Annotated in this window: 18 protein-coding genes; 7 read left to right on the forward strand and 11 right to left on the reverse strand. The window is 60.8% G+C overall.

The window, feature by feature from the left end; translation table 11 throughout:
• Nucleotides 1–19: 19 nt before the first annotated feature.
• Nucleotides 20–208 (reverse strand): hypothetical protein, encoded by a 189-nt coding sequence (locus PMI26_RS0129450; RefSeq protein WP_015096330.1) that lies wholly within the window; start codon nucleotides 206–208, stop codon nucleotides 20–22.
• 350 nt (nucleotides 209–558) lie between these two features.
• Here PMI26_RS0129450 and PMI26_RS21325 point away from each other — a divergent pair, with 350 nt between their 5' ends.
• Nucleotides 559–1,395, forward strand: coding sequence for a CvfB family protein (locus PMI26_RS21325; RefSeq protein WP_007972500.1), 837 nt, complete (start codon nucleotides 559–561; stop codon nucleotides 1,393–1,395).
• A gap of 194 nt (nucleotides 1,396–1,589) precedes the next feature.
• Nucleotides 1,590–2,522, forward strand: coding sequence for a DMT family transporter (locus PMI26_RS21320; protein ID WP_007972501.1), 933 nt, complete (start codon nucleotides 1,590–1,592; stop codon nucleotides 2,520–2,522).
• On the opposite strand, the gene PMI26_RS21315 is transcribed toward PMI26_RS21320, so the two are convergent.
• Entirely contained in the window at nucleotides 2,467–3,648 is a 1,182-nt protein-coding gene (locus PMI26_RS21315) for an MFS transporter (RefSeq protein ID WP_007972502.1), read from the reverse strand. The genes PMI26_RS21320 and PMI26_RS21315 overlap by 56 nt on opposite strands.
• Nucleotides 3,649–3,752: 104 nt before the next feature.
• On the opposite strand from PMI26_RS21315, the gene ptrR reads away from it, so the two are divergent.
• Nucleotides 3,753–4,646, forward strand: coding sequence for a putrescine utilization regulator PtrR (gene ptrR / locus PMI26_RS21310; protein WP_007972503.1), 894 nt, complete (start codon nucleotides 3,753–3,755; stop codon nucleotides 4,644–4,646).
• Between the two features lie 135 nt (nucleotides 4,647–4,781).
• A complete protein-coding gene (locus PMI26_RS32110; protein ID WP_007972508.1) occupies nucleotides 4,782–4,910 on the forward strand; it encodes a PA1414 family protein in 129 nt (42 codons plus the stop codon).
• A gap of 202 nt (nucleotides 4,911–5,112) precedes the next feature.
• Here PMI26_RS32110 and PMI26_RS21305 read toward each other — a convergent pair whose 3' ends face one another.
• From PMI26_RS21305 to speB, 6 genes are all read right to left on the reverse strand, one after another.
• Nucleotides 5,113–5,364: a phosphopantetheine-binding protein gene (locus PMI26_RS21305; RefSeq protein ID WP_007972509.1), complete on the reverse strand. Its 252-nt coding sequence runs from the start codon at nucleotides 5,362–5,364 to the stop codon at nucleotides 5,113–5,115.
• Nucleotides 5,365–5,434: 70 nt separating this feature from the next.
• Entirely contained in the window at nucleotides 5,435–6,160 is a 726-nt protein-coding gene (locus PMI26_RS21300) for an MBL fold metallo-hydrolase (protein ID WP_007972511.1), read from the reverse strand.
• A gap of 86 nt (nucleotides 6,161–6,246) precedes the next feature.
• Nucleotides 6,247–7,626: a sodium:solute symporter gene (locus PMI26_RS21295; RefSeq protein ID WP_007972513.1), complete on the reverse strand. Its 1,380-nt coding sequence runs from the start codon at nucleotides 7,624–7,626 to the stop codon at nucleotides 6,247–6,249.
• A 165-nt stretch (nucleotides 7,627–7,791) separates the two neighbouring features.
• Nucleotides 7,792–9,303: a purine-cytosine permease family protein gene (locus tag PMI26_RS21290; RefSeq protein WP_007972514.1), complete on the reverse strand. Its 1,512-nt coding sequence runs from the start codon at nucleotides 9,301–9,303 to the stop codon at nucleotides 7,792–7,794.
• Nucleotides 9,304–9,358: 55 nt separating this feature from the next.
• Nucleotides 9,359–9,781: a YybH family protein gene (locus PMI26_RS21285; RefSeq protein WP_007972516.1), complete on the reverse strand. Its 423-nt coding sequence runs from the start codon at nucleotides 9,779–9,781 to the stop codon at nucleotides 9,359–9,361.
• Between the two features lie 9 nt (nucleotides 9,782–9,790).
• Nucleotides 9,791–10,741: an agmatinase gene (gene speB, locus PMI26_RS21280; RefSeq protein ID WP_007972517.1), complete on the reverse strand. Its 951-nt coding sequence runs from the start codon at nucleotides 10,739–10,741 to the stop codon at nucleotides 9,791–9,793.
• Between the two features lie 349 nt (nucleotides 10,742–11,090).
• On the opposite strand from speB, the gene PMI26_RS21275 reads away from it, so the two are divergent.
• Both PMI26_RS21275 and PMI26_RS21270 read left to right on the forward strand, forming a co-directional pair.
• On the forward strand, nucleotides 11,091–11,984 hold the full coding sequence (locus tag PMI26_RS21275) for a LysR family transcriptional regulator (protein WP_007972518.1): 894 nt from the start codon (nucleotides 11,091–11,093) through the stop codon (nucleotides 11,982–11,984).
• A 4-nt stretch (nucleotides 11,985–11,988) separates the two neighbouring features.
• Nucleotides 11,989–12,585, forward strand: coding sequence for a tRNA-uridine aminocarboxypropyltransferase (locus PMI26_RS21270; RefSeq protein ID WP_007972519.1), 597 nt, complete (start codon nucleotides 11,989–11,991; stop codon nucleotides 12,583–12,585).
• A 145-nt stretch (nucleotides 12,586–12,730) separates the two neighbouring features.
• Here the strand turns inward: PMI26_RS21270 and PMI26_RS21265 are convergent, their stop codons facing one another.
• The 3 genes from PMI26_RS21265 to PMI26_RS21255 form a co-directional block, all read right to left on the reverse strand.
• Nucleotides 12,731–14,098 (reverse strand): HlyD family type I secretion periplasmic adaptor subunit, encoded by a 1,368-nt coding sequence (locus PMI26_RS21265; RefSeq protein WP_007972520.1) that lies wholly within the window; start codon nucleotides 14,096–14,098, stop codon nucleotides 12,731–12,733.
• A 9-nt stretch (nucleotides 14,099–14,107) separates the two neighbouring features.
• Complete coding sequence (locus PMI26_RS21260; protein WP_007972521.1) at nucleotides 14,108–16,267, reverse strand: type I secretion system permease/ATPase; 2,160 nt, start codon at nucleotides 16,265–16,267, stop codon at nucleotides 14,108–14,110.
• A gap of 149 nt (nucleotides 16,268–16,416) precedes the next feature.
• The gene (locus PMI26_RS21255; protein WP_007972522.1) at nucleotides 16,417–17,775 is read right to left on the reverse strand and encodes a TolC family outer membrane protein; all 1,359 of its coding nucleotides are present in this window, start codon (nucleotides 17,773–17,775) and stop codon (nucleotides 16,417–16,419) included.
• Between the two features lie 586 nt (nucleotides 17,776–18,361).
• On the opposite strand from PMI26_RS21255, the gene PMI26_RS21250 reads away from it, so the two are divergent.
• Nucleotides 18,362–19,855: retention module-containing protein (locus PMI26_RS21250; RefSeq protein WP_007972524.1), on the forward strand; the 1,494-nt coding region annotated here is incomplete at its 3' end.

A 19,855-nucleotide genomic window follows, 5' to 3' on the forward strand; every position in this document is an offset into this window, starting at 1 on the left:
ACCAGGTGACGCGAGGGGGTTACTTTTTGCCCAGGGTGATCTGCTTGGACGGGCCGAACGTCTGGCCGCTGACGCCTTTGGCAATTTGCTGGATTTCACCGCCGGACTTGAGGAACGCTGCGATCTGGCTGTTGATCGACTCGCTGGTTTCAACGGCTGGAGCTGGCTTTGCTTTGCTGGTGGATGCTTTTACGCGCATGGCGGCCATTAACCTGTAGAAAATTAACTTGGCCAGGCATCGTACAGGAATTACCTGATAATTGCTTGGCAAATATCCCCTCGCAATAATCCTGAGGTCGAGGTAATCAGTCCTCGGACAATATTCGAAATATACGTCTAAGCCGCTGTTTTAAATAAGAACATGCCTTGAAAAATGCCGAGTTACGCTTGTCTGGGCATGGCGTAAATGCCCGGATCGGTCTGACGAGCGGCCAGGCATGCGATGAAAGCCCGTGAAAATCAAGGTCTTCAAAGGATTTTCTCGCGCCACCGGGCCGGGGGCCGAACGCGGCGCTTAAAACCGGGTAGAATGCCGCCCACGCAATGAGGGTATTGGACATGGCTTTAGTCGGGCGTTACAACAGTTTGCAAGTGGTTAAACACACTAACTTCGGTTTATATCTGGACGGTGGCGCGGATGGCGAAATCCTTCTGCCCAATCGTTATATTCCAAAAGATATTCCTAGCGAAGATGAAGACTGGCTCAACGTTTTTATATATCTGGACAGCGATGACAAACTCATCGCCACTACTGAAAAACCAAAAGTTCAAGTGGGTGAATTCGCCAGTTTGAAAGTTGTTGAAGTCAACAGCATCGGCGTATTCCTGGACTGGGGCTTGCCCAAGGACCTGTTGCTGCCGTTCTCTGAAGAGAAGCGTCAGATGACAGCGGGCGAGTATGTGGTGGTACATGTCTACCTCGACAAGCACACCCGCCGCATCACCGCGACCGCGCGCCTGGATCGCTACCTGGACAAGACCCCGGCCAACTACACGGCTGGCCAGGAAGTGGACTTGCTGGTGGCCGAGGCCACGGACATGGGCTTCAAGGCCATCATCAACAACAAGCATTGGGGCCTGATCCACAAGAACGAAATCTTCAAGTTCATGCGTGCCGGTAAAGAAGAAAAGGGGTTCATCAAGGAAGTTCGCGCCGACGGCAAGATCAGCCTGAGCCTGCAGCCGGTCGGCCAGGAAGCGGCCACCAGCCTGAACTCGAAGATCCTCGCCAAGTTGCGTGAAAACAACGGCACCCTGGCCGTGAGCGACAAGAGCGATCCGGCGTTGATCAGCAGTCTGTTTGGTGTCAGCAAGGGCAACTTCAAGAAGGCCATTGGCGCGTTGTACAAGAATGGCCAGATTGTCATTCATGCCGATCGCATTGATCTCAGTTGAGGTTCTGACAATACAGAGAGCCAGGATGGCGCAGGCGGAGAAGTAGAGGTCTCTGGCAGGCGGCATTTTCTGGGCTTCTGGTTGATAATCGACAACATGATTTTTCGCCCCGGTGGTTTCTTTTCAACGAGAAGACCGGGGTTTTGCTTTTACTGCCGAGTCTTTGCCATGGATTGTGTCTTCGAGGTGTTCCGGTGAGCGCCACCCGGCGCAGTACCGACGGGTTCGCCCTGCAAGTGATGGTCGGGTTGTGCCTGATCTGGGGCGTTCAGCAGGTGATGATCAAGTGGGCGGCGGCCGATATCGCGCCGGTGATGCAGGCGGCCGGGCGTTCCGGCATGTCGGCGTTGCTGGTCGGGCTGCTGATCTGCTGGAAGGGTGGCTGGAGCCAGGTGAGTACGACCTGGCGCGGCGGTCTGCTGGCCGGTGCCTTGTTCGGCCTGGAGTTCTTCTTCATTTCCGAAGGCCTGCAACTGACCACGGCGGCGCACATGTCGGTGTTCCTCTACACCGCGCCGATCTTCACGGCATTGGGTGTGCACTGGTTATTGCCCAGTGAGCGTTTGCGGCCCCTGCAATGGCTGGGGATTGTCCTGGCCTTTATCGGGATTGCCATCGCGTTTGCTGGCGGGGTGTCCTGGGACAACCTTGATTACCGCATGTTGATGGGCGATGCCTTGGGGGTGCTGGCGGGGGCCGCCTGGGGCGCGACCACGGTGGTGGTGCGCGCCTCGCGCCTGTCGGAAGCGCCGGTGACCCTGACGCTGTTCTATCAATTGATTGTCGGTTTCTTCGGTTTGCTGTTGATCGCGCTGCTCAGCGGCCAGATCACCCATGTCAGCCTGACCACCGTGGCGGTCACCAGTGTGCTGTTTCAGGGCGTGGTGGTGTCGTTCTTCAGTTACCTGGTCTGGTTCTGGCTGTTGCGCCGTTACCTGGCGGCGAATCTCGCGGTGTTTTCGTTCATGACGCCGTTGTTTGGCGTCACCTTTGGTGTCGTGCTGTTGGGCGAGCACCTGAGCCTGAACTTCATCCTCGGCGCCGTGCTGGTGTTGGCGGGCATCACCTTTGTCAGCGCTGAGCAGTGGCTGCGCCGTCGTTTGCGCAAAGCTCTGGGGCAGCACTGACCGGCGCGAGCAACAGACCGCCGGCGATCAGCAAGCCGCAGCCGGCGACCACCAGTGCCGGCTGCAAGCCGCCACTGAAATGACTGCTGAGCGCCGCCAGCAATGGCCCGCTGAGCTGGCCTACGGCAAAACAGGCCGTCAGCAGGCCGGCATTGCGCTGGGTGGCATGGGGGGCCAGTTCCCGGGATCGCTGGATCACCAGTTGCATGCAGGCCAGGAACGGCGTGCCACACAGGATCACACCCAATGCCAGTCCCGGACCGTTGGCCAGCAGGCAGGCAAACACGCCCGCAGCTTGCAGCCATAACGTTGCCATCAACCAGCGCCGCGTTGCGCCCGCTTTTTGGCGACGCAAACTCACCAGCAACACCCCCGTAGCCGCCGCAAGCCCGAAGCATGGCCAGAACAGGTCGGCCTGCCATTGACCATGGAATTGCGCATTGGCCATTTGCGACAGGAAGGTCGCCGGGATGATGTAGCCCAACCCGTACAAGCCGTAGATCAAGCCCAGGCGAGCGATGCCTTGAGTACCCGATGCGCTGGCGCCGGGCGCAGCGGTCGCGATTGCGCTCGCTTGCGGCAGGAACGGCAGAATCCCCAGTAGCATCGCCAGCCCTGCGGCGGCGTACACCAGCCACAAGGTGGCGGATGTCTGGCCCAGCAGATTGGAGCCCAGGGCCAACAAACCTGTGAGAAAAATCCCCAGGCCCGGTCCGGCGAAGACCAGAGCGCCGAGCCGGGGACGACCGGCCGCTGCCGCGAGCGGCTGACTCAGTGCGGTGATCATCACCAACACCCAGGCGCTGGCCACACCGGTGCCGAAGCGCAGCAGCAGGTGCGACCAGAACCCGGTGGCCCAGAACGACGCCAGGGTCAGCAACACACAGAGCCACAACCCGCCCAGCAAGCGCCGGCGCACTTGCGCGGGCCGCCGGGAAAACATGGCGTCCACCGCGCCGATGAAATAACCGAGGTAGTTGGCGGCGGCAATCAGCCCGGCGGCGGTCAGGTCGATCTGACCTTCGCTGAGCAGGTGTGGCAGTTGCGGCGTCAGGGCAAAACGGCCGATGCCCATGGCCATCATCAGGGCAACGAAACTGGCGGATAAGCGAATCAGAGGAGACATGGTCTGGATACCGTTCAGAGGATCGATGACCGTCAGGCTAGGGCTGATTGACTTTCTTTAAAAATGAATAATAGTGAGTAACTTGTTCTTTTTTGGAGAATGTCGTGGAGTTCAGCCAATTGCGCATCTTTCAGGCGGTGGCGGAGGAAGGGTCCATCACCCGGGCCGCCGAACGGCTGCATCGAGTGCCGTCGAACCTGTCGACCCGGCTCAAACAGCTGGAAGAGCAACTGGGCGTCGAGCTGTTCCTGCGCGAGCGTCAGCGCTTGCAGCTGTCGCCTGCGGGAAAAGTCCTGCTGGACTACACCGCCAAGCTGTTTGCGCTGCGCGATGAAGCCAGCGCGGCGGTGCAGGGCGGGCAACCGGCGGGCGACTTCGTGCTCGGCACCATGTACAGCACGGCCGCTATTCACCTGCCGGGGCTGTTGGCGCGCTATCACCGCTTGTATCCGGCGGTGAACCTGCAAGTGCAATCCGGTCCCAGCGGTGAGTTGCTCGAAGGCCTGCTCACCGGTCGACTCGATGCGGCGCTGGTGGATGGCCCTATGGAGCTGGCCGGGCTCGACGGTGTGCCCTTGTGCGACGAGCGCCTGGTGCTGATCAGCGAGGCCGATCATCCGCCCGTGCGCAACGCGCTGGATGTGGAAGGCCGCGCGGTGTTCACCTTTCGCCAAGGCTGCTCCTACCGCATGCGCCTGGAGGCCTGGTTCGCCCATGACCATGCGGCGATGGGCCGGGCGATGGAGATCGAGTCCTATCCGGGAATGCTTGCGTGTGTGATTGCCGGATCCGGTGTGGCGCTGATGTCGGAGTCGATGCTCGCCAGCCTGCCGGGCCGCGAGAGTGTGGCCGTGCACCCGTTGGCCGAACCGTTTGCCAGCGCGACCACCTGGCTGATGTGGCGCAAGGGCATGGTCGGGGCCAACCTGAATGCCTGGATCGAACAGCAGCAGGCGGTTTTTCCGCAGGCACCGGTGCAGGCGCGGGAAATTGCCTGAACGCCGGCTGATTGTGATGGATTCAGTAACAGATCATTGCGACTTTGCACGAGCATTGCGTAGGACTTCGGACTATTATCAGTGCGAAGGGGCTACAGAATTTTGGCCGCTCGGCACTACCCTGAAGGGGGCACCATGAAAGAGAAAATCCAAAACTGGCTGCATGACCTGGGCGTGGCGCTCGGCTTGATCGAACCGCCTCTGCAACCCGTGCCTGTTCGTACTGACGACGAGCAGCGTCGGCGCCAGCAGCGACGCCGGTAATGGCTCCGGATCGCCAGTGAGAGGGGCTTGCTGTGGCGAGGGGGCTTGCTGTGGCGAGGGAGCTTGCTCCCGCTGGGCTGCGAAGCAGCCCCAAATAGTCACTGAGTTTTAGCAGGTCATTGGATTGCAGGTTTTGCGACTGCTGCGCAGTCGAGCGGGAGCAAGCTCCCTCGCCACAAAGTGCAATGCTCGCAACTCAGCCTCAATGCCGCCCAATCTCCAGCAAGAACCGGCTCAAATCATTCACCGTCCTGGCGGTCTTGAGCATCCGGTCTTCTTCCACGGTAAACGCCGTCACACCCAGCTCATCTTCCAGATGGAAGATCAGTTCTTCGATATCTTTTCTGTCCAATCCCAACTGCGCCAGGCTGGCGTTGTCGTCGAAGTCATCCCGGCCTTCCAGCAGGCGGCTGATGTAGCGATGTACGACAGCACGAAGGGCGGCTTCTTTCATGATCGTTCTTCGAGGAGGTGGGGGCAGCTCTCCCTGCCGGTGCAGTCCCTGCCGTTGAGTACAGCAGGCTTTAGCCGTGTGAGCGCTGCCATTCGTCAATCATGCTGCGCAAATGCTCTCCGGAAAAACTGCCGAAATGCCCGCCATGCACCGTGCGGATCGGCAGCGCATGCAGGCGTTGCAGGCTGCGTGCGTAGTCCTCGAGGTTGGAATGGTAGGCGTCTTCGATCAGCGGCCCGTCGTAGATGATGTCGCCGCTGAACAAGGTCTCGGTGGCGGCTTCGTACAGGCAGATGCCACCCGGCGAGTGTCCCGGTGTGTGCACGACCTGCAACACGCGGTTGCCCAGATCCAGCACATCCCCATCTTCGATAAACCCCGTGGCCGGCGCGGCCTTGACCCGGTATTCGGCGTAGCACAGCGGGCAATCGGGATGCGCTTCGAACATGTCGTCGCCGACAAAGGCTTTGCTCAAGTCGTTGTCGCCATCCGGCGCGGCCAGAATGTCCGCCTCGGCCGGATGCACCAGGCGCTCGGCGAATTCGTGATGACCGGCGATGTGATCGAAATGGCAGTGGCTGGCCACGGCCACCAGCGGCCGCTCGGTGATCCACGGCAGTTGTTCGCGCAGGCTGACCAGGCCCGAGCCGCTGTCCAGCAGCAGGTCCTTGTCACGGCCCTGGATGTGCCAGAGGTTGCAGCGGTAGAAAGGCCGGATGTACGGCTCGTGGATCAAGCGGATGCCGTCGCTGAGATGTTTGACTTCGAACCACTGGTCGCGGCTGACGATCTTCATAGGCAGTTTCCTTCAGACGAAAAAAAACGAGTGTGGCAACCGACGCCACACCCGTCGAAGAAAGCATCGAGTCGTTATGTTTCAGATTAGGCGGCGCTCGCCACCACTGCCGTGCGGCGGGACATCAAGCTCACTACCACGAAGCTCACCAGGCCTACACCGAGGCTGTAGTAGATCGGGGTGTTGGCGTCCAGACCGTCCTTGAACATGAACAGCAGCGCGGTGGCGAAGCCCATGCCCATGCTGGCGATGGCGCCGGCGGTGGTGGCGCGTTTCCAGAAGATCGCGCCCATCAGCGGGATCAGCATGCCGCCTACCAACAGGTTGTAGGCCAGGGTCAGGGCGCTGATCACGTCGTTGACCACAAGGGCGATACCCAGCACCACAATACCGGTCAGCATAGTGACCAGGCGGTTGAGGCCCAGGCTCGACTGTTTGCCGCCACGCAGTTTCGGCAGCAGGTCTTCGGTCAGGGTGGTGGCAGCGGCCAGCAGGCCGGCGCTGGCGGTGGACATCATGGCGGCCAGTGCGGCAGCGATCACCAGGCCACGGATACCGTCCGGCAGGGACAGTTTGACGATGGCGGCGAAGGCGTTGTTGACGTTGTCCAGATCCGGGATCAGTACGTGTGCAGCCATGCCGATCAGGGCGCAGGCCAGGCCGTAGAGGATGCAGTAGATACCGGCAGCGGTACCGGCAACCTGAGCCACTTTGGCGGTCTTGACGGTGAACACCCGTTGCCAGATGTCCTGACCGATCAGGATGCCGAAGAAGTAGATCATGAAGTAGGTGATGATGGTGTCCCAGCCGATGGTGGTGAAGCTGAAGCTCGCCGCCGGCAGTTTCATGACCAACTCATCCCAGCCGCCGACGCGGTACATGCAGATTGGCAGCAGGATGAACATCAGGCCCACGGTCTTGATCACGAACTGGACGATATCGGTCAGGGTCAGGGACCACATGCCGCCAATGGCCGAGTAGATCACCACAACGCCACCGCCCAGCAGTACCGAGATCCAGAATGGCAGGCCGAACAGCACTTGCAGAACGGTGCCGATCGCCAGGATCGAGGTCACGCCGATCATCAGCGCGTAGGCCAGCATGATCACCGCGCTCGCGGAGCGGGCCATCGGGTTGTAGCGTTTTTCCAGCACCTGGGTAACGGTGTAGATCTTCAGTTTCAGCAGCGGTTTGGCGAGGAACAGGTTCAGCGCCACAATCCCGCAACCCAGCGCGGCACACAGCCAGAAGCCGGAGATGCCATGCACGTAGCCCAGACGCACGGTGCCCACGGTGGACGCGCCGCCCAGAACGGTGGCAGCCATGGTGCCCATGTACAGGCTTGGGCCGAGGTTACGACCGGCGACCAAAAAGTCTTCGTTGGTCTTGGCTTTGCGCATGCCGTAATAGCCGAGCAGCAGCATCGCGGCGGCGTAGATGAGTACAACGAATAAATCCAAAGCCATTATGGCGTGTCTCCGATTGTCTTTTTTATGCGAAACAAAGGCGTTTCTGTGGGGCAGCTCTTTGTGGGAGCTGGCTTGCTCGCGAAAGCGGTCTGTCGGTCACATCAGTTTTGAATGTGCCGCTGTCTTCGCGAGCAAGCCCGCTCCCACAGGTCTTGTGTTACATCAGGCGGCTTGACGCATCGCCGGTTTAGCGAGCGAATCCGTGCTCTTGCTGCGAGGGTCATTCGGGCCGAACACTTCGCGCGATTCCGGGAACAGGCTCAGCAGCGCCAGGTACACCAGCGAGGCCAGGCCTAAGGTCACAGGCAGGCTGATGTCGATGCCACCGGCCATTTCGCCCAGCGGCCCGACAAACTGACCTGGCAGGTTCACGAAGCACAGGCCGACGGCCGCGCTAGGGATCCAGGCACCCAGGCCACGCCAGTTCCAGCCGTGGGTGAACCAGTAACGGCCACCTTTCTCGCCGCGGGTGAACACTTGCAGGTCATCGGGGCAATAGAAGCCGCGACGCACCAGCAGGCCGATGATCATGATCACCATCCAGGGGGTGGTACAGGTGATGATCAGCACGGCGAAGGTCGACACGCTCTGCACCAGGTTGGCCGCGAAGCGCCCGATGAAGATGAAGGCAATCGACATCACACCGATCAGCAGTGTGGCCTTGACCCGCGACAGTACCCGTGGGAATACGCTGGACATGTCCAGGCCGGTGCCGTACAGCGAAGTGGTGCCGGTGGACATGCCGCCGATCACCGCAATCAGGCACACCGGCAGGAAGAACCAGCTCGGCGAGACTGCCAGCAGGCCGCCGACGTAGTTGTTGGCCGCGATGTAGTCCGGTGCCTTGATCGCTACGATGGTGGCGGTGGTCAGGCCGAACAGGAACGGGATGAACGTTGCGATCTGCGAAATCACCACCGCCGCCATGATGCGGCGCTTGGAGGTGTCACGCGGAATGTAGCGCGACCAGTCGCCGAGGAACGCACCGAAGGAAATCGGGTTGCTCATGGCCACCAGCGCAGCACCGATGAAGGCGGCCCAGAAACCGGGTTGGCCCATGTTGACGCTACCGGCGTAGTTCGCATCGAAGGGACCGGCGAAGGCGAAGATCCCCAGCAGGAACAGCAGGCTGGCACTCCACACCGCGATCTTATTGACCCACAGCAGAAAGCGGAAGCCGTAGATGCACACGGTCAGCACCAGGATCGCGAACAGACCGTAGGCCAGGCCCAGGGTCAGGTCGGTTTCCGGCAGGCCGATCAGGCGTTTGGCGCCACCGATCAGCGCATCACCCGAACTCCACACCGAGAGCGAGAAGAAGGCAATGGCGGTCAACAGCGACAGGAACGAACCGACGATCCGCCCGTGCACGCCGAAGTGCGCACCGGAAGATACGGCGTTGTTGGTGCCATTGATCGGGCCGAACAGGCCCATTGGCGCGAGGATCAGCGAACCCAGCAATACGCCCAGCACAATCGCCCAGACGCCCGCCTGGAAAGACAGGCCGAACAGGACCGGGAAACTGCCGAGTACGGCGGTTGCAAAAGTGTTGGAACCACCGAAGATCATCCGGAACAAGTCCGTCGGGCCTGCGGTGCGTTCGTTGTCAGGGATTTGTTCGACCCCGTAGGTTTCAATTTGCGTAAGGCTTTGGTCTTTGTTGTTGTTATTCATGATCAGCTCCGATCATAAAGGCGCGCTCATCGTGCGTGAGCGTCACCTGTGTTGGCTAAGGGGGTGGCAGCCCTTCCGGCATCGCGGACAAATGTTCGTGGCAGGCCAGCCATAGGCCTTGTTGTTCTTGGCCAGACGCTTGTTTCCTGAAAACAATCGTCTCGCGCTCCTGGCTAAAGTGCTGCTCCCCTTGCATGCGCAGCTCGGTGGCTACGTCATGGATGAAAATCGCCACGTCACCCTGCAGGCTGACGAAAGCGTTGCTCGAGGTGCACGAGAGCACCTCGAAGCCATCCTCGGCGCGCCAGCCGTCCCACATCGCCTGGTAGGCGTCGCGCGACAGCAGGGGCTTTTCGAGGGTGTAGAAGACGAAGCTGGCTTCAAAGCTGAAAGCGCCGAAGTAGGCTTCGCGATCGTTACGGGCAAAAGCGGACACCAGATCGGCGGCGGCTTTCAGAACCTGATCGCGTTCGTTCATGAACCATCCTCAGCGGTGGACTACGCCAGGCAGTACGCAGAGCATTTCGTACAGCAGGTTGGCGGCCAGCAGCGAGGTGTTGCCGGTGGTGTCGTAAGCGGGCGAGACTTCTACCAGATCGCAACCGACCAGGTCGAGGCCTTGGCAGCCACGAACGATCTCGATCGCCTGAATGGTCGTCAGACCGCCGATTTCCGGGGTGCCGGTGCCTGGTGCCCAGGCCGGGTCGATACCGTCGATGTCGAAGCTCAGGTAGACAGGACCGCCACCGACTTTCTCGCGGACTTCAGCCATCAACGGCTCCAGCGATTTGTGCCAGCACTCTTCGGCCTGAACCACACGGAAGCCCTGGTTACGGCTCCAGTTGAAGTCGTCAGCGGTGTAGCCCTGGGCGCGCAGGCCGATCTGCACCACGCGGTCCGGGTCAATCAGGCCTTCTTCAACGGCGCGACGGAACGTGGTGCCGTGGGCGATTTTCTCGCCGAACATGTGATCGTTCACGTCAGCGTGAGCGTCGATGTGCACCAGGCCGACCTTGCCGTGCTTCTTGTGGATGGCACGCAGGATCGGCAGGGTGATGGTGTGGTCGCCGCCCAGGGTCAGGGGGATCACATCGTGTTCGAGGATGTTGTCGTAGGATTCTTCGATGATCCGTACGGCATCCAGCAGGTTGAAGGTGTTGATCGCGATGTCGCCGATGTCGGCAACCGACAGCGAGTCGAACGGCGCAGCGCCAGTGGCCATGTTGTACGGGCGGATCATCACCGATTCAGCGCGGATTTCGCGAGGCCCGAAACGGGTGCCAGGGCGCAGCGAGGTACCGATGTCCAGCGGCACGCCTACGAAGGCAGCGTCCAGGCCGGCAGCGGTATTCAAGTGGGGGAGTCGCATCATGGTGGCGATGCCGCCGAAGCGCGGCATTTCGTTGCCGCCCAGTGGTTGGTGAAGAATCTTGTCCACGGGTAGGGCCTCATCGTCGTTGTTTTATTTATAGGGTTGCGCCGTTCACGGAAGGTACGGGCACCGTTGTGGAGCGATTCTGCGAAATGTAGTGGCCGGGAAGAATCGCTACGGGCAAATACTTAGTTCAGATTTTTCTAAACTAATGACGAGGACGGCGATAGACTTGTTGCCTCATCCTTCAAAGTGATGAGTTGTACAGTACCTGTGGGAGCGAGCTTGCTCGCGATAGCGGTGGGTCAGTCAACATCAATATTGACTGACCCACCGCTATCGCGAGCAAGCTCGCTCCCACAATGATCTTCATTACCTTCAGCGGTGTGCGTTACCCCGAGATCGGAGCATTTCCATGGCCAACGCTTTACCCGACCTGAAACTATTGCGCATCTTCGTCAGCGTGGTGCGCCATCAGGGCTTCGCCAACGCCCAGCAGGAGCTCAACCTCTCGACGTCGGCCATCAGCACCTACATGAGCCAGCTCGAAGCGGCCCTCGGCCTGGTGCTCTGCCATCGCGGTCGTGGCGGGTTCAGCCTGACCAGCAAGGGTGAGTTGTTCCATCAGGAAACCCTGCGTCTGTTGGGCGAACTCGAAGGCTTCGAGCAGTACGCTGCCGCCCTCAAGGGCGAGTTGCGCGGCACCTTGAACCTCGGGGTGATCGACTCCACGGTCAGCGACAAGGCCCTGCCGTTCGCCGAAGCCATCGGCGCCTACAGCCAGGAACACCCGGCCGTGCACTTGCACCTGTCGGTGATGAGCCCTTACGAACTGCAGCTCGGCGTGCAGGACAACCGTCTCGACCTGGCCATCGGTGCGTTCTCCACGCGCATGAGCGGTCTGGTGTACATGCCGCTGTACCGTGAGCAACACTGGTTGTATTGCAGTACGCGGCATCCGCTGTTCAACGAGCGGCGCATTCCCGAGCAGGTCATCACCCAGCAGCGCATGGTCGGCCGCGGCTACTGGAGTCAGGCCGAGCTGGCGCGTCACGGCTTCAAGCACAGTGCCGCGACCGTGGAAAGTATGGAGGCCCAGCTGATTCTGGTGCTGTCGGGCGCCTACATCGGCTACCTGCCGGAGCACTACGCCCAGGCCTGGGCCGACAAGGGCGACTTGCGGGTGTTGCTGCCGGCGACCTTTGGTTATCAGGCGCCGTTCTCGATGATCGTGCGCCGGGGCCGTAGCCGCGAGCCACTGATCCAGACGTTCCGCGACTTGCTTAAAGCCCAACTGAATCAGGCCTGAGACGATGTCCAGAATTCAATGTCCGCGCTGCCTGCGTCCGCAATCGCACTGCCTGTGCCCGTTGATCCCGAGCCTCGACAGCCGCACCCGGGTGTTGCTGTTGCAGCATCCGAGCGAAGTGAACCATGCGCTGAATACGGCGCGGTTGGCGGCGTTGGGCTTGAACAATGCCGAGTTGATCGTGGGTGAGGTGTTCGAGAATTTGCCGGTGTTGTTGAATCAGTCGGGATATCAGGCGCGCTTGCTGTTCCCCGGAGACGGTGCGCAGCCGATGCAGGCTTATGCCGCGACAGACGAACCGTTGTTGCTGGTCGTCCCGGATGGCACCTGGCGCAAGGCGCGCAAGATGCTGCACCTCAATCCGCTGCTGGCGGCATTGCCGAGGGTGACACTGGCGGAGGGCGGTGTGTCCCGTTATCGGCTGCGCAAGGCACCGGGACCGGGGGCGTTGTCGACAGTGGAGGCGATTGTGCAGGCGCTGGAAACCCTTGAAGCACCGACTTCGTTTGCGCCGTTGTTGAAACCGTTCGAAGCGTTGATCGAGGGGCAGATTGCGGCGATGGGGGAGGAGGTTTACCAGCGTAATCATGCCGACAGGTGATCGGCGGATGTGCCGGCCTCTTCGCGGGCAAGCCCGCTCCCACAGTGTTCGTGTTGTACATAAAACTTGCGAACGCCAATGAACCTGTGGGAGCGGGCTTGCCCGCGAAAGCGGCAGATCAGTCACAGCCGATTTTGGAGGCTGCCTACCTTTCCCGCATCGCCTCAGTCCGCGCTTTCAACACCGGCTTAAGCAGATAATCGAGCACCGTTTTCTCCCCGGTAATAATGTCCACCGTCGCCACCATCCCCGGGATGATCAGCAGCGGTTTCACATCCCCGCCCAGATGGTTTTTGTCAGTGCGCACCTGAATCAGATAAAAACTGTTGCCCTTGTCGTCGGTGATGGTGTCGGCGCCGATCAGTTCCAGCTTGGCGCTCAGGCCGCCGTAGATCGTGTAGTCGTAGGCACTGAACTTGACCATGGCTTTCTGACCCGGATGCAGGAATGCAACGTCCTGCGGGCGGACCTTGGCTTCGATCAGCAGGTTGTCTTCCAGCGGCACGATTTCCACCATGTCACTGCCGGGCTGGACCACACCACCGATGGTGTTGACCTTCAACACCTTGATGATGCCGTGCACCGGCGAGACCACGGTGGTGCGGGTCACGCGGTCGTCGATGGCGATGCTCGATGCCGTGATTTTCGACAGGTCGGTGCGTTTCTCGTTCAGCTCTTTGGCGGCCTCCGAGCGGAAGGTTTGTTCCGACTCGTCGATCTTGCTCTTGATCTCGTTGATCGCCGATTCCGCCCGGGGGATCGCCAGTGTGGTGGCGTTCAGCGAACCGCGAATCTCCACGGCGCTGCGTTTGAGTCGCAGGATTTCCACCGGTGACACCGCACCGGTGCCCACCAGCGGCGTGGACATGTTCATCTCTTGCTGCAACAACGCCAGGCTTGAACTGAATTGACCCTGTTTCGAGCGGAACTCTGCCAGTTCCTGGGTTTTTTGCCGAAGTTGTTCCGACAGTGTGCGCTGTTCGCTCGCGAGTCGCCGTTGCCGTTGCTCGTACAGCGAGCGCTCGTCTTCGGCCACTTGCGGAGCCTTGGCGATCACTTCTTCTGACAGCTTGAACGGCCGGCCTTCGGCTTCGGCCGAGAGCCGTTCGACCTGCGCGGTCAAGGCGTAGCGATCGGCTTCGCTTTCGCCCTTGTTCGACAGGTAGCGCGTGTCATCCAGGCGCAGCAGGGTGTCGCCCTTGTTCACCATCTGCCCTTCGCGCACAAAGATCTCGGTGACGATGCCGCCCTCGAGGTTCTGGATCACCTGGACCTTGCTCGACGGAATCGCCTTGCCTTCGCCCATGGTGACTTCCTGCAACACGGCGAATTTGGCCCAGACCAGCGCGCTGATCAGCAACGCCGCCGCCAGCCACACGGTGATCCGCGACCAGCGCGGTGAGTCCTGCAATGAGGCGCCGGCGGTTTCCGGCATGAATTCGACTTCGGCGCTTTTGCCGAAGCTGTTGAAGTAGCCTCGTCCTTTCGTTGTTGCAGGCAGGTCAGCAGACATGGCCAACTCCTAGACAGCCGCAGAGCCGACACGGCCCTTGCGCAGTGCATCGATGACTGCTTCTTTCGGCCCGTCGGCGACGATCCGTCCGTTGTCCAGCACCACCAGCCGATCCACCAGGCTCAGCATAGAGGTGCGGTGAGTCACCAGCAGCACGGTTTTGCCCTGGACCCAGCCGTGGAGTTTTTGCCGCAGGATATCTTCGCTGCTGTTGTCCATGGCGCTGGTCGGTTCGTCGAGCAGCAGGATCGGCGGGTCGAGCAACAAGGCCCGGGCCAGCAAAACCGCCTGGCGCTGACCACCGGACAGCAACTGTCCGCGCTCACCCACGGGCCGGTCGAAGCCTTGCGGGTGTTGCCGGGCCAGTTCGGTGACGCCGGTCAGTTCGGCCACTTCGAGCATGCGTGAGTCACTGATGTAGCGCGCGCCGAGGGTCAGGTTATCGCGCAGGCTGCCGGCCAGCAGCGGCAGGTCGTGAGCGACGTAACCGATCTGATGGCGCAGGTCGGCAACGTCCAGCTGTCGCAAGTCCAGGCCATCGAGCAATAGCTGGCCTTCCTCCGGTTCGTAGAAACCCATCACCAGCCGCGCCAGGGTGCTTTTGCCCGAGCCGCTGCGACCGATCACGCCGATTCGCTCACCGGGTTTCACACTGAAACTGACATTGGCCAGCGCGGGAGAATTCTGGCCGTTGTAGTGGAAGGTCACGCCAACAACATCCAGTGCGCCTTGCAGTTGGGTGCGCTCCAGAGGCCGTTGTTGGGTGTCGCGCTCCTGGGGCAGGCCCATCAGCGCGTCGGTGCTTTTCATGGTCAGTTGCGCTTGCTGGTAGCGGGTGATCAGGCCGGCGATCTGTCCCAGCGGCGCCAGCACTCGACTGCCGAGCATGTAGCTGGCCACCAGGGCACCGACACTGAGGTTGCCGGCGATGATGCTGTAGACCCCGGCGACGATGGTCGCCATACCGGACATCTGCTGGATGAACAGCGTGCCGTTGGTGGCCAGGGCCGAGAGGTTGCGCGCATGGCTGTCGAGGCGGGTGAGGGCGCCGTGGGTACTTTCCCATTTGTGCTGGCGTTCGCTTTCGGCGCTGCAGGCCTTGAGGGTTTCCAGGCCGCTGAGGGTTTCGATCAGCAACGCCTGGCGTTCGGCACCGAGGCTGAGGCTTTTCTGTACGGTGTCGCGCAGGCGTACCTGGATCACCATGGCGAAAATGATGGTGATGGGAAACGCCAGAATCGGAATCACCACCAGCCAGCCACCGAGCAGGCCGATCACCAGCAGCATCAGCAGGCAGAAGGGCAGGTCGATCAGGCTGGTGAGGGTCACGGCGGTGAGAAACTCCCGCAGGCCCTGGAAGTCATGAATGCTTTGGGCAAAACCCCCGATGGTCGCCGGCCGCGCTTTCATCGCCATGCCGGTGATGCGCTCGAACAGGGTGGCCGACAGGATCACGTCGGTTTTCTTGCCGGCGGTATCCAGCAGGTGCGCGCGAACGACCCGCAGCACCAGTTCGAAAGCGGTGCCGATCAGCAGACCGATCGCCAGCACCCACAGGGTCGAAGTGGCCTGGTTCGGCACCACGCGGTCGTAGGTCTGCATTACGAACAGCGGCACCATCAGACCCAGCAGGTTGATCAGGAAACTCGCCAGGATCGCGTCGCTGTACAGCCATTTCGACAGCTTCAGCGTATCGCGGAACCAGGCCTGGACCCGAGGCACCAGCGGCGAGCGCAAGTCTTCGAGTTCGTGGCGTGGCCGGGCAAACAGCGCCTGGCCACTGTAGTGTTCGGCCAGCTCTTCAGGGCTGAGCCATTGTTCGCCGCCGTCGGCTTCGCTGGGCAGGATCAGCACCTTGCCGTCCTCGGCATAACGACGCAGGACGGCCGTGCGGCCGTTGTTGAGCAACAGCAGCACGGGCAGGTTGAGCGGCGAGATGTCCTTGAGGTCACGGCGCAGCAGGCGCGCCTGCAAACCGGCCCGGGCCGCTGCTCGGGGCAGCAGGTCCAGGCTCAGGCGTTGGTGTGCCATGGGAAGCCCGGCACTGAGGCTGGCGCGACTGACCGTCGCACCGTGGAGTTTGCAGAGGATCAACAGACCGTCCAGAAGCGGGTCATCGAAGCTCAGGCGCGGATCGACACCGGTGTTGCCGGGTTCCATGCTGGTCAAGTTGCTTGCTCCCGTTGCTCTGCGGCAATTGACAGATATCTGCATATCTCATTGTAGGAGCTGCCGCAGGCCGCGATCTTTTGACTTTGCTTTTCAGCAAACACGTTCAAAGGATCACAGCCTGCGGCAACTCCTGCACGGGTACTTCGTTATTTCATTTCAGGCAGACGAGCTTCGTTTTTCACTTCGGTCTGGGCGATCGCGTCGGCGGGCAGTACGACCCGTTGTTTGCTCAACAACTGACCCATGTTCGCCAGCACGCGGTACATCGAAAACTCTTCGGTGTAGCGCACTTCGGTGTAGCGACGGTTGGCGTTGTAGAGTTCGTTTTCGCTGTCGAGCAGGTCAAGCAGGGTCCGCTGGCCGAGGCCGAACTGATCCTGATAGGCAATGCGTACGCGCTTGCTGGTGTCGGCGTATTCACGGGCGGTCGGGGTTTGTTTCTTGGCATTGACCATGGCGTTCCAGGCCAGGTGAATATTTTCGTTGAGCTGGCGCAGGGCATTGTTGCGGATGTCCATGGCCTGGTTGATCTTGTGCGCGTCGGAGGCCAGGCGCGCCTTGTCACTGCCGCCGCGGAACAGGTTGTAGTTCATCACCACGCCGACCCGCCACTCGTTGTCGTGGCCTTCGTCACCCTGCACGTTGTTGTTTGCGCCAACTGCCGCCTCGGCGTCAAGGCGTGGGTAGAAGGGCGACTTGGCAACTTCGTACTGGCTTTCGGCCGACTGCACATCGGCCTGGGCGGACTTCAGGTAAGGGTTGTTTTCCACCATGCTCTGCTGGGCTTCGGGCAGGGAGGTTGGGACTTCACCGCGAATCGACGGCGGGGCTTCGAGCTCATCGGGCATACGCCCGACAACGGCGTAAAAGTTCGACTCGGCGTCAGCCAGATCGACTTCGGCGGTGTCGAGGTTGTTTTCTGCCAGTGCCCGGCGAGCGCTGGACTGGTCGGCATCGGCATTGCTGCCCACGCCACGCTGGGTGCGCAGGCCGATCTGGTCGTTGACCCGCAAGTGCGCTTGCAGGTTGTTCTTGGCCAGGGTCACCAGTTCGCGGCGCTTGAGCACTTCGAGGTAGACCTCGGTGGTGCGCAGGGCCAGATCCTGAGCCGTACCCTGAGCGTAATAGGCTCGCGAGTTGACCACGTCTTTGGTGCGAGCCACTTCGTTGGCGGTGTTGAACCCGTCAAAAAGCATTTGCCGCAGGCGCAATTCCGACTGGGTGTAGTTGAGGGTTTCGGTGTGGTGATTGCCGAGCGCCCGGGTATTGGTGTTATCGCTGTACCCGCGCCCGTAAGCGGCGTTCAGATCTACCGATGGATAAAAGCCCCCTTTGGCGACCTTCACGTCTTCGTCAGCCGACAGACGGCTGTCCACCCGCGATGCCAGTTCCGGGTGAGTCGCGATGGTGCTCTGGATCGCTTCGGTCAGCGTCATGGCCTGAGCCTGGGACGAGCAGGCCATGGCCAAAAGAACCGCGCTGCAGAGGGGGGTTAATAGGCGCATGTACATCTCCCTGATTCCTGATGGTGCTTATCAGTCGCCAATTATTTGACGACATTTATAGGTAAAGCTGTTTCATGTCTTTAACAAAAGAGCTAAGAACATTCTGGAGCGTAGCTAAGAAATTTTTTTCATAACGCTTATGCCAAAAAAAACTTATGCGCTCTGCGAAATCCAGCACATTGTTCAATGCGAAAGCCCTTGTTTTATGAGCTCTGGGGCGCTCATCGGGGTTTGAAAAAAGTTCCAATCCACTTATCGACATAGAGCGGAGAAGTGCTGGAGGGGAGGGACGCTAGCGATCTGATGGTGACGGTTTTTTGTCACTTGAGTGATTCAAGATCGTTACGCATCGTTCGCAGGCAAGGTTGTTGCGCACAGGGATCCGATGCCATTGATTGCAGAGGAGTTTTCCCGAACCGTAGACAGCGCCGTGAGCGAATGGCTGGGCGAGATCGTTGCCGGGGCCTCGGCTTACTCAAGTAAACCGGGACCCGGAACACGATCCGCCAGACAACCCGCTTGAGCCATGAGCACGTTCTTCGCACAAACAGGGTGCCGACAGCGGTTGGCAGCGGAGGAAGTGCACATGGCTACGCTCATCGGAATCGTCAGTAAGGTCATCGGTCAGGTGTTCGCGGTTGCGAGCGACGGCACCCGGCGCGCGCTGGTCGAGGGGGACAAGCTGTTCGCCGGCGACCAACTGAGCACCGGCGCCGAAGGCGCGGTAGCGGTGCACCTGCAAAATGGCCAGGAACTGACCCTCGGGCGCGGCAGCAGCATGCAGATGACCCCGCAATTGCTCGCCAATCAGATTCCCCACGTGGACTCGTCCGAGGCGGTGACGCCGAGCCAGGCGCAGCTGACGGATGTCGAACAGCTGCAAAAAGCCATTGCGGCGGGCGACGACCCGACCCAGACCGCTGAAGCCACTGCTGCCGGGCCTACCACGACTGCCGGTGTACCGGGTGGCATCGCGGGTAGCGGCCATAGTTTCGTCATGCTCGAAGAAGTGGGTGGGCGAGTCGATCCCATCATCGGTTTCCCCACTGCCGGTTTCAACGGCATTCCCGAACTTCCCGAAGAACGCCTGAACGCTAATCCGGACAATAACGCCGTAGCGGCCGATACCCTCGTGGTTCCGCCAGTGACGCCGCCGGTGCCGAACAATCCGGTCACCCTTGATGGCCTGTCGGTGGAAAATGGCGAACTGACTGTCAATGAGGCCAACCTGGCCGACGGCTCGGCGAGGAACCCTGGTGCGCTGACCCAAAGCGGCACCTTCACCGTCAATGCACCCGACGGGCTGACCAGCCTCAGCATCGGCGGCATCAACGTGATCAGCGGCGGGGTGGCGGCAGGTTTTCCGCAGTCGGTCACCACCCCTCTGGGCAGCACCTTGACCGTCACCGGCTACAACCCGGCGACCGGTGTCGTGAGCTACAGCTACACCCTCAACGGCGCCGAAACCCATGCAAGCGGTGAGGGCGCCAATGCTGTCGGCGAACACTTCACCGTGGTGGCCGGCGACAGCAATGGCGACAGCACCACCGGTTCGCTGGATATCAACATCACCGACGACGTGCCCCAGGCGGTCGACGACAGCAATGGCATCGCCTCGGAAACCTTGTTGACGCTGAACGGCAACGTGCTGAGCAACGACGTGCAAGGTGCCGACCGTGTGCCGGTCGGTGAAAACAGCGGGCCGATCACTCCCGGCACCTTCACCGGTACCTACGGCACTTTGGTGTTGAATGCCAATGGCACCTACACCTACACGCTGAATACCAGCGACGCCGACTTCAAAGCCCTGCACGGCGGTGGCGACGGCACCGAAAGCTTCACCTATACGCTGACGGACGCCGATGGCGACAGCAGTACGGCGACCCTGGTGCTGCAGATCCACAACAACGATGACCCGGTGACGATTGGCGGTTTGAATCTTGGGGGGCGCGAGTTGACCGTCTTCGAGAAAAACCTCAGCGACGGCAGTACCCCGGATGCCACGGCGCTGACCCAGAACGGCACCTTCACCGTCACCGCGCTGGACGGCATAACCACCCTGACTGTGGGCGGCATCGCC

Source organism: Pseudomonas sp. GM33 (assembly GCF_000282295.1).
Lineage (GTDB): Bacteria > Pseudomonadota > Gammaproteobacteria > Pseudomonadales > Pseudomonadaceae > Aquipseudomonas > Aquipseudomonas laurylsulfatiphila.

Excerpts from the sequence above, each read along its gene's own strand:
- PMI26_RS0129450 (WP_015096330.1), bottom strand. The coding sequence starts at position 208 with ATGGCCGCCATGCGCGTAAAAGCATCCACCAGCAAAGCAAAGCCAGCT.
- PMI26_RS21325 (WP_007972500.1), top strand. The coding sequence starts at position 559 with ATGGCTTTAGTCGGGCGTTACAACAGTTTGCAAGTGGTTAAACACACT.
- PMI26_RS21305 (WP_007972509.1), bottom strand. The coding sequence starts at position 5,364 with ATGAAAGAAGCCGCCCTTCGTGCTGTCGTACATCGCTACATCAGCCGC.
- PMI26_RS21275 (WP_007972518.1), top strand. The coding sequence starts at position 11,091 with ATGGCCAACGCTTTACCCGACCTGAAACTATTGCGCATCTTCGTCAGC.
- PMI26_RS21285 (WP_007972516.1), bottom strand. The coding sequence starts at position 9,781 with ATGAACGAACGCGATCAGGTTCTGAAAGCCGCCGCCGATCTGGTGTCC.
- PMI26_RS21265 (WP_007972520.1), bottom strand. The coding sequence starts at position 14,098 with ATGTCTGCTGACCTGCCTGCAACAACGAAAGGACGAGGCTACTTCAAC.
- PMI26_RS21300 (WP_007972511.1), bottom strand. The coding sequence starts at position 6,160 with ATGAAGATCGTCAGCCGCGACCAGTGGTTCGAAGTCAAACATCTCAGC.
- PMI26_RS32110 (WP_007972508.1), top strand. The coding sequence starts at position 4,782 with ATGAAAGAGAAAATCCAAAACTGGCTGCATGACCTGGGCGTGGCGCTC.
- PMI26_RS21255 (WP_007972522.1), bottom strand. The coding sequence starts at position 17,775 with ATGCGCCTATTAACCCCCCTCTGCAGCGCGGTTCTTTTGGCCATGGCC.
- PMI26_RS21290 (WP_007972514.1), bottom strand. The coding sequence starts at position 9,303 with ATGAATAACAACAACAAAGACCAAAGCCTTACGCAAATTGAAACCTAC.
- PMI26_RS21295 (WP_007972513.1), bottom strand. The coding sequence starts at position 7,626 with ATGGCTTTGGATTTATTCGTTGTACTCATCTACGCCGCCGCGATGCTG.
- PMI26_RS21315 (WP_007972502.1), bottom strand. The coding sequence starts at position 3,648 with ATGTCTCCTCTGATTCGCTTATCCGCCAGTTTCGTTGCCCTGATGATG.
- PMI26_RS21270 (WP_007972519.1), top strand. The coding sequence starts at position 11,989 with ATGTCCAGAATTCAATGTCCGCGCTGCCTGCGTCCGCAATCGCACTGC.